This window comes from Clostridioides sp. GD02377, from assembly GCF_045899875.1.
Classification (GTDB): domain Bacteria; phylum Bacillota; class Clostridia; order Peptostreptococcales; family Peptostreptococcaceae; genus Clostridioides; species Clostridioides difficile_A.
The window spans coordinates 105,280-122,392 of the sequence record NZ_JBJODA010000001.1 but is presented as its reverse complement, the minus strand read 5'-3'; the positions used below and the strand labels follow the sequence as shown (position 1 = coordinate 122,392).

At 29.7% G+C, this 17,113-nt stretch carries 14 protein-coding genes; all 14 read left to right on the top strand.

Annotated elements, in window-relative coordinates; genetic code table 11:
- Window positions 1-86 precede the first annotated feature (86 nt).
- The 14 genes from rpsO to rny all read left to right on the top strand — a co-directional run bounded on the left by rpsO (window position 87) and on the right by rny (window position 16,865).
- Window positions 87-344 carry a 30S ribosomal protein S15 gene (gene rpsO, locus Q3304_RS00550; RefSeq protein WP_021384061.1) on the top strand — a complete coding sequence of 86 codons (258 nt, stop codon included), beginning with the start codon at window positions 87-89 and terminating at the stop codon, window positions 342-344.
- Window positions 345-583: 239 nt separating this feature from the next.
- Entirely contained in the window at window positions 584-1,429 is an 846-nt protein-coding gene (locus Q3304_RS00545) for a DegV family protein (protein WP_407814606.1), read from the top strand.
- Window positions 1,430-1,552: 123 nt separating this feature from the next.
- Window positions 1,553-3,676: a polyribonucleotide nucleotidyltransferase gene (pnp, locus tag Q3304_RS00540; protein WP_407814605.1), complete on the top strand. Its 2,124-nt coding sequence runs from the start codon at window positions 1,553-1,555 to the stop codon at window positions 3,674-3,676.
- 187 nt (window positions 3,677-3,863) lie between these two features.
- Complete coding sequence (locus tag Q3304_RS00535; protein ID WP_054269804.1) at window positions 3,864-4,607, top strand: polysaccharide deacetylase family protein; 744 nt, start codon at window positions 3,864-3,866, stop codon at window positions 4,605-4,607.
- A gap of 156 nt (window positions 4,608-4,763) precedes the next feature.
- Entirely contained in the window at window positions 4,764-6,011 is a 1,248-nt protein-coding gene (locus Q3304_RS00530; protein WP_054269805.1) for a pitrilysin family protein, read from the top strand.
- Between the two features lie 35 nt (window positions 6,012-6,046).
- On the top strand, window positions 6,047-6,292 hold the full coding sequence (locus Q3304_RS00525) for a YlmC/YmxH family sporulation protein (RefSeq protein ID WP_003419503.1): 246 nt from the start codon (window positions 6,047-6,049) through the stop codon (window positions 6,290-6,292).
- Window positions 6,293-6,301: 9 nt separating this feature from the next.
- A complete protein-coding gene (dapG, locus tag Q3304_RS00520; protein ID WP_054269806.1) occupies window positions 6,302-7,525 on the top strand; it encodes an aspartate kinase in 1,224 nt (407 codons plus the stop codon).
- A gap of 112 nt (window positions 7,526-7,637) precedes the next feature.
- Window positions 7,638-8,372, top strand: a complete 735-nt coding sequence (locus tag Q3304_RS00515) for a ClpP family protease (protein ID WP_054269807.1) — start codon at window positions 7,638-7,640, stop codon at window positions 8,370-8,372.
- Window positions 8,373-8,494: 122 nt separating this feature from the next.
- Complete coding sequence (locus tag Q3304_RS00510; protein ID WP_074178904.1) at window positions 8,495-10,906, top strand: DNA translocase FtsK; 2,412 nt, start codon at window positions 8,495-8,497, stop codon at window positions 10,904-10,906.
- 2 nt (window positions 10,907-10,908) lie between these two features.
- Window positions 10,909-11,961, top strand: a complete 1,053-nt coding sequence (gene mnmH, locus Q3304_RS00505) for a tRNA 2-selenouridine(34) synthase MnmH (RefSeq protein ID WP_407814604.1) — start codon at window positions 10,909-10,911, stop codon at window positions 11,959-11,961.
- Window positions 11,955-13,289 carry a 30S ribosomal protein S12 methylthiotransferase RimO gene (gene rimO / locus Q3304_RS00500; RefSeq protein WP_054276319.1) on the top strand — a complete coding sequence of 445 codons (1,335 nt, stop codon included), beginning with the start codon at window positions 11,955-11,957 and terminating at the stop codon, window positions 13,287-13,289. The genes mnmH and rimO overlap by 7 nt, the downstream gene beginning before the upstream one ends.
- Entirely contained in the window at window positions 13,276-13,818 is a 543-nt protein-coding gene (pgsA, locus tag Q3304_RS00495; protein WP_054269811.1) for a CDP-diacylglycerol--glycerol-3-phosphate 3-phosphatidyltransferase, read from the top strand. The genes rimO and pgsA overlap by 14 nt, the downstream gene beginning before the upstream one ends.
- Before the next feature lie 283 nt (window positions 13,819-14,101).
- Complete coding sequence (gene recA, locus Q3304_RS00490; protein WP_054269812.1) at window positions 14,102-15,172, top strand: recombinase RecA; 1,071 nt, start codon at window positions 14,102-14,104, stop codon at window positions 15,170-15,172.
- A 151-nt stretch (window positions 15,173-15,323) separates the two neighbouring features.
- The gene (rny, locus tag Q3304_RS00485) at window positions 15,324-16,865 is read left to right on the top strand and encodes a ribonuclease Y (RefSeq protein WP_054269964.1); all 1,542 of its coding nucleotides are present in this window, start codon (window positions 15,324-15,326) and stop codon (window positions 16,863-16,865) included.
- Window positions 16,866-17,113 lie beyond the last annotated feature (248 nt).

The window sequence follows — 17,113 nt, the reverse complement described above, 5'->3', positions numbered from 1 at the left end:
AAGGAAAATAACCGTTACTCGGCATTTGAATACTCCAATCAATGCTTAGTAATAGGCGTTTCTAAAAAAATACGGAGGTAATCTAAATGATAAACAAATCAGAAATAATCAAAGAATTTGGAAGAGTTGAAGGAGATACTGGTTCTCCAGAAGTACAAATAGCTTTATTAACAGCTAGAATAAACGAGTTAAATGGACATTTAAAAACTCATAAAAAAGACCACCATTCAAGAAGAGGACTATTAAAAATGGTTGGTAGAAGAAGAAACTTATTAGCTTACTTAAAAGAAAAAGATCTTGAAGGATATAGAGCATTAATAGCTAAGTTAGGATTAAGAAAGTAATTTCATTCTTTATAAAAAAGCAGGTATAGTGTATACCTGCTTTTTTATAGTTAATTCATTATAAAGTAAAATAGTTAATAATAAAAGTAGTTTATATATTATAAAAAATTATAAAATGAATAATATTGGGTAAGAATATTAGAGAAGTATATAAATACATAATCAATTTAAGAGGAAAGACAAGATTAATATAGAAACTTTATAACAGTATAATTAGTTGGAATAAGGAGGATATTATTTTGAAAATGAAGTTAGTATGTGATAGTTTATGTGATATTCCAGATGAAATATCAGAAAAAGATTATATAGAAATAGTTCCACTTACAGTTATTTTTAATGATAGAGAATATATAGAAGGAGTAGATATAAATAAAGAAGAGTTTTATAAAAAGGTAAAAGAAATCAAACAAATACCTAAAACATCGCAAGCTACATATATGGAGTTTAAAGAAGTGTTTGATAAGTTTATAGAAGAGGGTTATCACATAATCTGCATGACAGGAGCATCAAATGCCTCAGGAACTTTTCAAAGTGCTATGATAGCTAAAAATGATGTAGCTGGAAATGAAAAAATACATATATTTGATACTCGAAACTTATCTCTTGGTAGTGGGCAATATATTATAAAAGCATGTGAACTTCTTGAAGAAGGATTAGCATTTGAGGAAATCATAGATGAGTTAGAAAATACTCGTAGTAGTGTGAGATTACTTTTTGCACCATATACACTTGATTTTTTAAAACAGAGTGGAAGAGTTCCAGTTGCAACTGCTTTGATAGGAAATATGTTAAATATAAAGCCTATATTTTTCTTTGATAATGGGGAAGCTAAGTTGGTAAATAAGGTTAGAGGAGTAAAGAATATAGCAAGCAAATTGGTTGATATAATTTTAGAAATGAATGAAGGTTCTTTAGAAGGAAAAATTGTTACAATCGGTTGTGGAGACAATCTACATGATTGTGAAATATTAAAAGAAGAAGTAAACAAAAGAATAAAAGCAAGAAGAGTATTATTTACTCGAGGAGGAGTTTCTATTTGCTCTCATACAGGACCAGATATATTAGCTATAAGTTGTTCTAATTAGCAGTAATATAAGCTTTTTGCATATATGTGCAAAGATAATTTTATATTGTTAATTTATAGTATTTTTGATAATATAGTAAATAGAGTGATATACGTGTTTTTAATAAGAGGAGGACAAGCATTAATGTTTGAACATAAAATATTTAAAATGGATTTTGCAGGAAGAGAACTTTCTGTAGAAATAGGAAAAATTTGTGAAATGACTAGTGGTAGTTGCATAGTTAGATACAGTGATAGTATGGTAATGGTAAATACAACTAAATCGGCTAAACCTAGAGACGGAATAGACTTTTTTCCTTTAAGTGTAGATTATGAAGAAAAATTATACTCTGTAGGTAAGATACCAGGAGGATTTTTAAAAAGAGAAGGTAAGCCTTCAGAAAAAGCGATACTTACATCAAGATTGATAGACAGACCAATAAGACCATTATTCCCAAAAGGATTTAGAAATGACGTTCAGGTAGTTGCAACTGTTTTATCAGTGGACCAAGATTGCACACCAGACATAGTAGCAATGATAGGTTCTTCTATAGCCCTTTCTATATCAGACATACCATTTAATGGACCAACTGGTTCAGTATGTATTGGTCTTGTAGATGGTGCCTTTGTTGTAAATCCAAATGCAGAACAAAGAGAAAAAAGTTCAATGCACTTAGTTGTTTCAGGTACAAAAGAAGCTATAATGATGGTTGAAGCTGGAGCAGATGAAGTTCCTGATGATGTGATGCTAGAAGCTATCTTATTTGCTCATCAAGAAATAAAAAAAGTGGTTGAGTTTATAGAAGGTATAGTTGCAGAAGTTGGGAAAGAAAAATTAGAAGTGGAATTGTACCATGCAGGGGAAGAAATAACTCAATTGGTTCGTGAATTTGCAACTGATAAGATGAAAGAAGCAGTTCAAACTTTTGAAAAATTAGAGAGAATGGAAAATATGGATAGAGTTAAGGGAGAAACTTTAGCTCATTTTGAAGAAACTCTTGAAGATTTTGAAGATTACATTGGAGATATAGAAGAAGTATTACAAGATATAATAAAAGAAGAAGTAAGAAAACTTATAGTACATGAAAATGTAAGACCAGATAATAGAAAACTAGAGGAAATAAGACCTATATGGTGTGAAACTGGTATGATACCTAGAGCTCATGGTTCAGCTATATTTACTAGAGGGCAAACTCAAGTACTTAATGTGGCTACTTTAGGTGCTTTAGGAGATGTTCAAAAGCTAGATGGATTAGATGAAGAAGAAAATAAGAGATATATGCATCATTATAATTTCCCTGCATATAGTGTTGGGGAAGCTAGACCATCAAGAGGACCAGGAAGAAGAGAAATAGGACATGGTGCTTTAGCAGAAAGAGCTTTATTACCAGTTATACCATCTCAAGAAGACTTCCCTTATGCTATTAGATTAGTTTCTGAGGTATTAAGTTCAAATGGTTCTACATCTCAAGCAAGTGTATGTGGTTCAACATTATCTTTACTTGATGCAGGTGTACCTATAAAAGATATGGTTGCAGGTATAGCTATGGGACTTATAAAACATGATGGTAAAGTTGCAGTACTTTCAGATATACAAGGTATGGAAGACCATTTAGGAGATATGGACTTTAAAGTGGCTGGTACAGAATATGGTATAACAGCAATACAAATGGACATAAAAATAGATGGTATAGATAAGGAAATTCTACAAAGAGCTTTAAAACAAGCTAAAGAAGGTAGAATCCATATATTAGGAGAAATGAGAAAAACTATATCTCAGCCAAAACCAGAACTTTCACCATATGCACCTAAGATTGTTAAGATGCAAATAAATCCTGATAAAATAAAGGATGTAATAGGACCTGGTGGAAAGATTATAACTAAGATAATAGATGAAACTGGAGTTAAAATAGATATCGAACAAACTGGAGAAGTATTTATATCAGGTATTGAGATTGATATGATTAAGAAAGCTCAAGAGCTTATAAATAACATAGTAATCGAGCCAGAAGTAGGAAAGACTTATAAAGGTAAAGTAAGTAGAATAATGAACTTTGGTGCATTTATTGAAATACTTCCAGGAAAAGAAGGATTACTTCATATATCTCATATAGCTCATGAAAGAGTTGCTAAAGTTGAAGATGTATTAAATATAGGAGATGAAGTTGAAGTTAAAGTTACAGAAATAGATGAAAAAGGAAGAGTTAATTTATCAAGAAAAGTTCTTTTACCAAAACCAGAACATAAACCAGAACATAAAAATAAATAATATAATAAATAATTAAAGGCAAAATCTTATGATTTTGCTTTTTTTATTGTAAATATATATCTTCTTAAATGATACAAATTATATTGACATGTAAAAAAGTATTTACATTATATTTAGTGCATAAATAAAGCTTTCTTTTAATAGTATTAAATAAGAAACAATTTGTACATAATTAGGGGGAGTTTTAATGATAATGATGGTACTTAACAAGAGTAAACTCAAGAAAATAATAATACTAATTTTAGTTTTATTATTGGGGTTATCAGGAGGAGTAATGGTATTAAAAATGTTCAATAATAAACCAGTATTCAACTTCTTTAATGGGGTAGACTTACCATATGAAAGAGGTACAAAAGATAAAAGTGGATATGTTGCATTAACTTGTAACATAGACCTTGGATGGGAAACAGAGTATGTAGAATCCATTTTAGAGACACTTAAAAAGGAAAATGTAAAAATTACTTTTAATGTGACTGGTAAGTGGGCAGAAAAGAATAAGGATGAATTATTGAAGATAAAAAAACAGGGACATGAAATAGGCAATCATGGATACAAACATTTAGACTATTCGACACTATCATACGAAGACAATTATGAACAAATAGAGACATCTAAAAAAATAATTGAAGAAATAATAAATGAAAAAACTAAATTTTTTCAAGCACCAGCAGGTTCTTTCGGTCCAGAGACAGTAAAAGCAGCTAAAGCATTAGGATATACATCAATAAAATGGGATGCTGACACTATAGACTGGAAATATAAAGACCAGCCAGAAGTAATAATTGATAGAATGAAGAAAAAAGATATTAAAGATAATAGTATAATATTAATGCACCCAACAGATGCAACCACAAAATGTATAGATGATATTATAGCAATTGTAAGGGAAAAAGGACTAAAACCAGGTAAACTCAGTGATGTGTTTAAGTAGACAAAGTATAAATATTTGATTAAGATTGTATAAGTTGTAGTTGAATTAATTAAAAGACTGACTTATAATGTAATACATATAAAAATAAATATAATTAAAACATAGTGTTTTCAATAATCCAATATAAAACAAAGAATAAATTTTTAGGAGAATGTAATGTATAAGACAAAAATACTGGAAAATGGGCTTACAATAATTGGTGAAGAGATACCATATCTAAAGTCAATAACATTAGGTATTTGGATAAATGCAGGTTCTAGAATAGAGGAAGAACAGGTGAGTGGAACTTCTCATTTTATAGAGCATATGATGTTTAAAGGAACCAAAAATAGAACATCAAAAGAGATTGCTAGCTCAATAGACAATTTAGGTGGGCAAATAAATGCATTTACAAGTAAAGAATGTACATGTTATTATGTAAAATTAATAGATGAGCATATAGATACAGGAATCGATGTATTAAGTGATATGATACTAAACTCTAGATTTGATAAAAATGATATAGATAAGGAAAGACTTATAATATTGGAGGAACTTAAGATGTATGAAGATTCTCCAGATGACTTATCTTATGATTTGTTAGTAGAAAATATATATGCTAATGATGGTTTAGGGATGAATATAATTGGTACAAAAGATTCTCTATATAATATAACTAGGGAGTCTATGTTAGAATACCTAAACAAGTATTATATTCCAAATAATGCTGTTATTTCTATAGCTGGAAACTTTAATTTTGATGATATGGTAGAAAAAATCAAATCGAAATTTGGACACTGGGAAAAGAAAAGGTTGAATATAGAAATAAGTGAGGCTAAATTTAATCCTTGCTTTATATCAAAAAACAAAGATACTGAGCAGGTAAACTTAGCTATGTGCCTAAAAGGTATTCCATTTGAAAATGATGATGAAGTGTATTCAATGGCAGTAGTGAATAATATTTTTGGTGGAAGTATAAGCTCAAGACTTTTTCAGAAAATAAGGGAGGAAAAAGGTTTAGTATATTCTATATACTCATCACAGACATTGTACAGAAAGTGTGGTGAATTAGGCATATTTGCAAGTATGAGTACAGAAAACTTGCCAGATGTTTATAATTTAATAAAGAAAGAAATTGAAAATATAAGGAAAAACTATCTTACAGAAAAAGAAATATTTGAAAGTAAGGAGCAATTAAAAGGCAATTATATATTGGATTTAGAAAGTACTAGCAGTAGAATGATGTCTACTGGTAAATCTATGTTACTTAGCAAAAAAGTAAAAACTACAGATGAAATACTTGAATGTATAAATAATGTTGATATTAATTCAGTAAAAAAAGTTGTTGATAAGGTATTCAATATCGAAAATATTGGTACATGTATAGTTGGAAGAGATGTAGAAAAGATTCTACATCTGGATTAATATCTTAAAAAGTAAATCTCTGGAGGTATAAAAATATGAATTTATCTGAAATAGCAGGTAAGGAAATAGTTAACTTGGTCACAGGAGAAAGATTGGGGGTCATTGGAGAATGTGACCTTATATTAGATGAAACTACAGGCGGTATATTAGCGCTTTTAATTCCAAAAGAAAAAGGTTTTTTTGCCAGAAGAAAAGATAAGTCATTTTTAGAAGTACCATGGAGAAATGTGAAAAAAATAGGTAATGACATGATAATTATAGAATATGAGGGATATATTTAGGAGGAAAAAATGAGTATTTTAGTGCAAAAGTTTGGTGGGACATCAGTAGAATCATATGAAAAAATGAATGAAGTATGTAAGATAGTAAAAGCATACAAAGAGAATGATGAAGAATTACAATTAGTATTAGTAGTTTCAGCAATGGGTAGAAAAGGAGCTCCATATGCAACAGATACACTTATAAATTTGTGTAGTGCAGTAAATGACGAACCAAATAAGAGAGAACTTGATTTAATAATGTCTTGTGGTGAAATAATATCAGGAACAATTCTTGCTAACTTATTGAATGCACAAGGTATAGAATCTGTTTTCTTTACTGGTCAACAAGCAGGTATAATTACAAGTGATGAATATTCTAATGCAAAAATAAAGTATATAAATCCTAAAAAGGTAAAAAGAGCTTTAGACAATGGCAAAGTTGTAGTTATAGCTGGATTCCAAGGTGTAACAGATGATGGAGAAATAACTACCCTTGGAAGAGGAGGAAGTGATACATCAGCAGTTGCTATTGGGAAAGCTTTAGAATGTGAAACAGTTGAAATTTACACTGATGTAGATGGTATAATGACAGCAGACCCTAGAGTAGAACCAAATGCTAAAGTATTAAGTTTTATAGATTATGAAGAAGTATTCCAAATGGCTGATAAAGGTGCAAAGGTAATACACCCAAGAGCAGTACAATTAGCTAAAAGTGGCAATATAACTTTAGCTATAAAAAATACAATGAACCCAACTTTTGAAGGTACAAAAATAGGTTCTTTATGTAGACACTTAGAAGAAAATATAGAATATGAACAAGAAAAAGACTTTAATGTTGCTGTTGCAAACAAAGATAGTGTAGCCCAAGTTAAGATTAAATCAGCAGAAGAAGTGTTTACAGAAGTACTAAATGAGATAGAAGATAAACTTATAACTATAGATATGATAAACTTCTTTATATCAGAAAAAGCATTTGTTATTGAAGATGCTGATATAAAAGCTTTAAAGGAAATACTAGATAAATTTGAATTGGATTATGAAGTAAATAGAGATTGTGCCAAAGTAACATTGATATGTTCAAGAATTGCAGATGAAATGTCTGGTATCATGTCAAAGGTAGTTAGAGGATTATCAAAGGCAGGAGTATCTCTTTTACAAACATCAGACTCAAACATGACTATATCTTGTTTAGTTAGTGAAGAAGATATGCACACAGCAGTACATGCAATACACCAACAATTTTATGTAAAATAAACACTATAATACAACTATTTTTATTCAAATTTTAATAATTTTACGTATATCTTAATATATTTGATTTATTTGGTAAAACTAAGTTAAATATGATTTTGATAGGAGTTTTTTTATGAAAGATTATAGAGAAGATAACGAACCATTTGATAAAGATAGTTGTAGAAGAGAATCTAGTTGTGAAGAAAGAGAGTGTATAAAGCAATTTGGTACTAATGAAATGCCACCTCAGCCTCCTAAAGATACTCAGTGTTTGACAATAATTGGAGAAATTGAAGGTCATTTTATAGGAAATCCTCAAAAAAAAGCCACAAAATATGAACATATAATTCCAATGTTATATTCAATTGAGGAGAGTAATGAGGTTAAAGGTGTGTTAGTTGTTTTAAACACTGTTGGAGGAGATATTGAGGCAGGTCTAGCTATTGCAGAACTCTTAAACAGTACATCTAAGAAAGTGGTTACTCTTGTTTTAGGAGGAAGTCATAGTATAGGAGTTCCTCTTGCTACAGCAGGAGATTACTCATTTATAGCACCAACAGCAACTATGATTATACATCCTGTGAGAACTACTGGTCTTGTGATTGGTATAAATGAAACTTTTGAGTATTTTAAAAAGATGCAAGATAGAATAATTCAGTTTATAATAAGAACATCAAATATCAAAAAAGATGTACTTGAGAAACTTATGCATGAAAAAGATGAGCTTGTAAGTGATGTTGGTAGTGTATTGATAGGAAAAGAAGCTGTAGATTATGGGCTTATAGATGAAGTTGGAGGACTAAAGGAAGCTCTTAAAAAACTAAAAGAGCTTATAAAAGAATCTGATGAAGAAAAAAATAATGATTAAAATTTGTTTAAATAATAAAATTTATGATATAATGATGTAATAAAGTAGGAGTGTTAGTGTTAAGGCATTAGCACTTTTTGCTGTGAAGGGGTAAAACTTGCTAAAAATAAGGAGTGATATTAATGGCCACGAAAAAGAAGAAAAAAAAGAAGGTAAATACCTTAAGTTTTAACGCAGAATATCATAATTTAATAACGATATTTATAGGTGTATTTTTATTATATAGTTTAAATTCTAACTCTATGGGATGGGTACCTGTGTTAATGCAGAATCTTTTTAAAGGACTATTTGGGGGGCTTTCCATAGCAATACCATTTATAGTAATTATAACAGGACTTTTAGGATTTTTTGATGGAAATGAATATATATATAGGCTAAGAAAGACTAAATTATACTACATAATTATTTTATTTATCTTTGTATTTTATGGATTATTAAATGCAGGAACTCTTCCTGTAGATAGTCCACTAAAAGGTAACATGTTTGATGATGTTATGAAAATGGGTGTGAGTGGACAAGGTAGTGGTTTGATAGCAACTACTATTGCATATTATATGAGTAAAATATTTGGTATAGCAGGTGGATGGTTAATAAGTGTATTTGCTCTTATACTTTCTATCATGTTTATATTTAATATTTCTATAAAAGATTTGGTATCAAATGCAAAATCAAAATCTAAAGCATCAAAAGACAGTAATTTAACGTTTAAAGATAAAATTGCAAATATGAAGAAATCTGCAATAGATATGATGACTGATGAAGTAGACGAAACCACTATAAACAAGAAACCAGGTTTCTTTAAAGGGTTAATGTCAAAAGGTCGTAATGATGAGGATGAAGAAGAGGAATATTTTGAAGAAGAAAATGGTGATGGTGTAGATGATAAGACTATTAAAATAGTTGGATTTAATAAAGCAGAAGATGAGTATTTAGAAATATTAGAAGGAACTCAGAGTATGCCAGAGTTAGATGTTTTAAAGGAATTACAAAAAGCTACAAATGAAAATTCAGTTGTAGATATTAAACCAGAAAAAAAAGTTGATATAAACAAACCTAACTTAAATATAGAAAAAACTCAACCTATGAGTATCATAGCAGAATCAGTTAATGAAGATTATTCAAACTATAAGAAGCCTAGCATTGAACTCTTAAATAAAGTAAATAAGAAATCTGATGAAAATGGTAAAAAGAAAGTGTTAAAAAATGCTTCTCTTTTAGAAAAAACATTATCAGATTTTGGAGTAGAAGCGAAAATTAATCAAGTTACAGTTGGACCTACTATAACTAGATATGAGATACAGCCAAGTCCAGGAGTCAAAGTAAGTAAAATTGTAAATTTAACAGATGACATAGCTCTAAGCTTAGCAGCTAAAAGTATAAGAATTGAAGCACCAATTCCTGGGAAAAGTGCAATTGGAATAGAAGTTCCAAATGAAGAAGCTCAAATGGTTGGAGTAAGAGAAGTTCTAGAAAGCGAAGAATTTAATAATTTTAATTCTCCTCTTGCAATGGGGCTTGGAAAAGATGTTGCAGGTAAAATTATAATTGGAGATATAGGTAAGATGCCACACTTACTAATAGCTGGTTCTACAGGTTCAGGAAAGAGTGTATGTGTAAACACATTAATAAGTAGTATATTATATAAGGCAAATCCTGATGAAGTAAAGCTACTATTAATAGACCCAAAAGTAGTTGAGCTTGCAAATTATAATGGGATACCACATCTATTAATACCAGTAGTTACTGACCCTAAAAAAGCTGCTAATGCCTTGAACTGGGCAGTTACTGAGATGAATAGAAGATATAAACTCTTTGCAGATGCTCAAGTAAAAGACGTAACAAGTTATAATGAGAAATCTGAAGAAAAATTACCTAAAATAGTAATAATAATAGACGAGCTTGCAGACTTAATGATGGCAAGTGCAAATGATGTAGAGGACTATATTTGTAGACTAGCTCAAATGGCAAGAGCTGCTGGAATGCACTTGATTGTAGCAACTCAAAGACCTTCTGTTGATGTTATAACAGGGGTCATAAAAGCTAATATACCATCTAGAATAGCATTTGCAGTATCATCTCAAACTGATTCGAGAACAATACTTGATATGGGTGGTGCAGAAAAGCTCCTAGGTAAGGGAGATATGTTATTTTACCCACTTGGTGCAGCAAAGCCAGTTAGACTTCAAGGTGCATTCATATCAGAGAGCGAGTCAGAAAAAGTAATTGATTTTGTAAAGAGTCAGGTTAAAGATGGAATAAAATACGAAGAAGATATAATTGAAACTATATCTAAGGTTAATACTTCAAAGAGTAGTGATGAAGATGAATTCTTGAGTGAAGCAATAGAATTTGTAGTGGAGAGTGGTCAAGCATCTGCTTCTATGTTACAAAGAAGATTTAAAATAGGATTTAATAGAGCAGCTAGACTTATAGATTCTATGGAGGAAAGAGGCATAATTGGAGCTAGTGAGGGAAGTAAACCGAGAAAGGTATTAATAAGCAAACAAGATTTGCAGAATTTAGAAGGTGAATAGAATTGTCAGTTATAAAAATAGAAGAAGCACTTAAGCTAGAGAAAGTAATATTTGTAGATGTAAGAACAGAAGGTGAATATGAAGAAGACCATATATTAAATGCGATTAATATGCCTATTTTTAAAAATAATGAGCATAATGAAGTTGGAACAATCTACAAAATGCAAGGAAAACATGAAGCAATACAAAAGGGTTTTGACTATGTCTCGTATAAGTTAAAAGATATGTATCTACAAGCAGCAAATCTTGCAACAAATTATGATAATATTGTTATATATTGTGCAAGAGGTGGAATGAGAAGTGGAAGTATAGTAAATGTATTATCATCATTAGGTGTAAATGTATATCAACTTGAAGGTGGATATAAGTCATATAGAAACTTTGTTTTAGAATATTTAAGAAATGCAATGGATACAAAAAACTTTGTATCTGTTCATGGATTGACTGGAGTAGGAAAGACTGACTTATTACATCTATTAGTGGAAAAAGGAATAGATGTATTGGATTTGGAAGGTATAGCTAAAAATAGTGGTTCTACTTTTGGTTTTATAACATTTGATAAAAAACCACCATCTCAAAAGAATTTTGAAACTAAGTTATTTGAAAGTATATTTTTCTCAAAGGAGGACTATATATTTGTTGAAAGTGAAAGTAAACGAGTTGGAAGCGTTACAGTTCCAAATGAGATTTTTGATGCTATGATACGAGAAGGACATCATATACTATTAGAATGTAATATTGAAAATAGAGTTAATAGACTTTGTAGAGACTATATTTATGATAAAGATAATATAGATGTCTTAAAAGAATGTATAAATAAATTTAGAAAAAGATTGGGTAATAAAGTAGTAGATGGCTATATTGAGTTATTAGAATCAGGTAAATATAAAGAGCTTGTAGAAAGATATCTTTTAGAATACTACGACCCACTTTATATGCATTCAGTAGAGAAGTATAAGTACGATAAAGTTATAAACTTTAATGATACACAAAAAGCTTTAGAAGATGTTATGGACCTATATGAGAGCATATTGGAAGGAGAGAAGGAATGTTAAAAATAGCATTGGAATCATTAGGATGCTCAAAAAATTTAGTGGATGCAGAAATAATGATGGGAATTTTAAATAAAAAAGGCTATAAATTAATTGGAGATTTTGAAGAAGCTGATGTAATTATAGTAAACACATGTGGATTTATAGAATCGGCTAAACAAGAATCAATAGATACAATAATAGAATTTGCAGAATTAAAACAAACTGGCAACTTAAAGTTGTTGATAGTAACAGGGTGTTTGGCACAAAGATATTCTGAAGAATTAAAAGCTGAAATTCCAGAAATAGATGCTATAGTAGGTACAGGGAGCTATCAAAACATAGATGAGATACTTAAAGAATTAAGTGAAAAACATCAAATTGTAAGTCTTGATGATATAGAGTTTGTGTTTAATGAAGATTTACCAAGATACCTATCTACACCTAGTTATATGGCATATTTAAAAATCGGAGAAGGATGTTCTAATAATTGTACTTATTGTATAATACCAAAATTAAGAGGTAAATATAGAAGTAGAAAATTTGAAGATATAATTAAAGAAGCCAATAAACTAGCTGAATCTGGAGTAAAAGAACTTGTAGTTATAGCACAAGATACAACCAAATATGGTTTTGATTTGTATGGAAAAGAAAAATTGCCAGAACTTTTAGAAGAACTTGCAAAGATAGATGGATTTAAGTGGATAAGAGTTATGTATTCATATCCAGAATCTATAACAGAAGAATTGGTACAAGTTATAAAAAAACACGATAATATATGTAGTTACTTTGACATGCCAATTCAACATGCAAGTAATAATATTTTAAAATTAATGAATAGAAAAACTAGTAAAGAAGATATATTAAATAAAATAAATCTTATAAGAAGTAATATACCAGATGCAATACTTAGAACTACAATAATAGTAGGATTTCCTGGTGAAACAGAAGATGATTTTAAACAACTTGTGGATTTTGTAAAAGAAGTTAAGTTTGATAGACTTGGTGCATTTGCATATTCAAGAGAAGAAGATACACCAGCAGATAGATTACCTAATCATATAGATGAGGAAATAAAAGTACAAAGAAGAGATACTTTAATGATGATTCAACAAAAAATATCTGAAGAACTTAATGATAAAAAAATAGGGAAGATATATGATGTTTTAATAGAAGAGCAGATAGAAGATAATGTATATACAGGAAGAACACAAGGTGATGCGGAAGAAATTGACAGTATAGTATATGTAAAAAGTGTGGACAATCTTGAAGTAGGAGAATTCGTAAGTGTTCAAATAAATGATGCAATGGAATACGATTTAATGGGAGATGTATTATATGAACTTGCCTAACAAATTAACTTTGTTTAGAATCTTTTTAATACCAGTATTTGTTTTAATTATGTTACTCAATGTACCAAATAAGTTTTTAATAGCTTGTATTATTTTTATAATAGCTTCAATTACTGACGCATTAGACGGAAAAATAGCTAGAAAATACAACTTGGTTACTGACTTTGGAAAGTTTATGGACCCATTAGCAGATAAGCTATTAGTAATTTCTGCACTTACATGTATGATAGAAGACCATCTTGTAAGTAGTTGGATGGTAATTATAATAGTAGCTAGAGAGCTTACAGTAAGTATATTAAGAGCTATAGCAGCTGCAGATGGTAAAGTAATAGCAGCTGGTAACAGTGGAAAACTTAAAACTATAACTCAGATGGTATCAATAGTATTTTTATTGATAGGAGCTCAGTTTGAGAGTGGATTAATCTTAAATGTGGGTGGAATTCTTATACTTATAGCGACATTACTTACTTTATATTCAGGGTGGGAATACCTATATAAAAATAAAGAGCTTTTTATGTCTTCTAAGTAAAAATGACTTATAAAGAAAAAATAATTGATTAATTAATAAAAAATAACAACTAAAAATTTTAAAAATCTAAAAAAGGGTATACTATTATAGTATACCTCTTTTCATTTTAAGAATATTTTCTTTTGTGTATATAATTATTAATAATGGTTTATAAATAAAAAGTAATGAATAAAAATATAATCATTAGTAGCGTTTTTAAATTGACTAGGTTTGATTTATGTTATATAATTAATATATAACAAGAGAACAAATGTTTGTAGATAAATGAAGGGATGGTATAGAGATGAGTGTAGATCAAGAAAAGTTAAAAGCGTTGAATGAAGCTTTAGGTAAAATTGAAAAAGATTTTGGTAAAGGTTCAGTAATGAAATTGGGAGAAGCAACGTCTATGTCTATAGATGTTATATCAACAGGAGCAATTGGTTTAGATATAGCAATTGGTATAGGAGGTCTACCTAGAGGGAGAATAGTTGAAGTATATGGGCCAGAATCTTCTGGTAAAACTACTGTTGCGCTTAGTTGTGTAGCATCAGCTCAAAAAGAGGGAGGAATAGCTGCATTTATAGATGCAGAACATGCACTTGACCCAGTATATGCAAAAGCATTGGGCGTGGATGTTGATAACCTAATAATATCTCAACCAGATACAGGTGAACAAGCTTTAGAAATAGCAGAGGCATTAATAAGAAGTGGAGCGATAGATATAATAGTAATAGACTCAGTAGCGGCATTAGTTCCAAAAGCTGAAATAGATGGAGATATGGGTGATTCTCATGTAGGTTTACAAGCAAGACTTATGTCTCAAGCACTTAGAAAATTAACTGGTTCAATTAAAAAATCAAATTGTGTTGCTATATTTATAAACCAGTTAAGAGAGAAAGTAGGAATAATGTTTGGAAATCCAGAAACTACTACTGGAGGACGTGCACTAAAGTTTTATTCATCAGTTAGACTGGATGTTAGAAAAATAGATACAATAAAACAAGGTGATAAAGTCATAGGAAGTAGAACGAGAGTTAAAGTTGTTAAGAACAAAGTAGCACCACCATTTAAACAAGCTGAATTTGATATAATGTATGGAGAGGGTATTTCAAAAATTGGAGACCTTTTAGATATAGCTGCTGACGTAGATATAGTTAAAAAATCAGGTTCATGGTATAGTTACAATGATACTAAACTTGGACAAGGAAGAGAAAATGTTAAAAAATTCTTGGAAGATAATTTGGATTTAACTAATGAAATAGACGAGAAAGTTAGAGCATTTTACAACTTAACTGGAGAAAGTGAAGAATCAAGTAACCCAGTATCAAAAGAAATTGTAGAAGAAGAAGTAAAAATACAAAAAAATAACTAGTAATTAAAGACATGCCACGCTCCCTATTAGCTTGACACAATGTTGAAAAAATTATAAAATTAGGTGAGGATAAAATATCTAAATTTAATTTTAATTATTAGGAATATTTTTTAATCATAGTGATGACATTTTGGGATTATTAACGAAGGAGGTGGATGTCATAGATAGTGTAGTAATGATTGTAATAGGTGCAGCTGTTGGTATTATAGCTGGATATTTTGTTAGAAAAAATATATCTGAAGCAAAACTTGGACAAGCTGAAAACTTGGCCAAAGAAATAATAGATAAAGCACACCACGACTCAGAAACAGTACAAAAAGAAAAATTATTAGAAGCTAAAGAAGAGATCCATAAGTGGAGAACAGAAGCTGAAAGAGAAAACAGAGAAAGAAGAACAGAAGTACAAAAATATGAAAAAAGAGTAGTACAAAAAGAAGAAGTCTTAGATAGAAAATTACAAAATTTAGAATCTAAAGAATTAAATCTAAGCGAAAAACTAAAGGTAGTTGAAAAGAAAGAAGAAGAAGTTGAAGTAATTAAATCTCAGCAATTGGAAAAATTAGAAAGTATATCAGGAATTACTTCTGATAAAGCTAAAGAAATAATTTTAACAAATGCAGAGAGAGATGTAAGACGTGAAATGTCTATAATGATAAAAGAGATAGAAAGTCAAGCTAAAGAAGAAGCTGATAAGAAATCAAGAGAAATTATAGGATATGCAATTCAAAAATGTGCAGCAGATCACGTAGCAGAAACTACTGTAACAGTAGTAAACTTACCTAATGATGAAATGAAAGGTAGAATAATCGGTAGAGAAGGTAGAAATATAAGGACTTTAGAAACTTTAACAGGTATAGACCTTATAATAGATGACACTCCAGAAGCTGTAATTTTATCAGGATTTGATCCAATAAGAAGAGAAATTGCAAGAATTGCTCTAGAAAAACTAATAGCAGATGGAAGAATACATCCAGCTAGAATTGAAGAAATGGTTGAAAAGGCAAGAAAAGAAGTTGACAATATTATAAAAGAATATGGTGAACAAGCTGCATTTGAAACTAGTGTACATGGAATTCATCCAGAACTAATAAGATTATTAGGTAGACTTAACTATAGAACTAGTTATGGACAAAATGTCCTTAAACACTCTATAGAAGTTGCTCATATAGCTGGTATAATGGCTGCTGAAATAGGAGCAGATATTAGATTAGCAAAAAGAGCAGGTTTACTACATGATATAGGTAAGGCTGTAGACCATGAGATGGAAGGTACGCATGTTGAAATAGGTATGGATTTACTTAGACGTTATAAAGAATCTAAAGAAGTTATACATGCAATGAGCACTCATCATGGAGATTACGAACCTCAGACTGTAGAAGCTGTATTAGTTACAGCAGCAGATGCAATATCAGCTGCTAGACCTGGTGCTAGAAGAGAAACTTTAGAAGCTTATATCAAGAGACTTGAAAAGCTAGAAGAAATAGCTAATTCATATGAAGGTGTAGAAAAATCATTTGCTATACAAGCTGGTAGAGAAATCAGAATAATGGTAAAACCAGAGGCTATAAATGATGAAGAGATACACTTATTAGCTAGAGATATGACTAAGAAAATAGAGGATGAGCTTGAGTATCCTGGACAAATAAAAGTAAGTATAATAAGAGAAACAAGAGCTATAGAGTACGCCAAATAAAAGAAATAATATCTAAATAATAATAAAAAATATTTTTAGAATTTTAGATTTGCCACAAGATATAAATAATATATCTTGTGGCTTTTTAATTATAAAAAATATATTTACCAGTATATGGAATTAATATAATAGATAAATATATTAATTATAAAGCATTGATAAAATAAATGTTTATATATGTATTGTTTATATAATTATTTAAATTTGTTTGATATAATAAAATTATAAAATAATATATTATGTTTAAA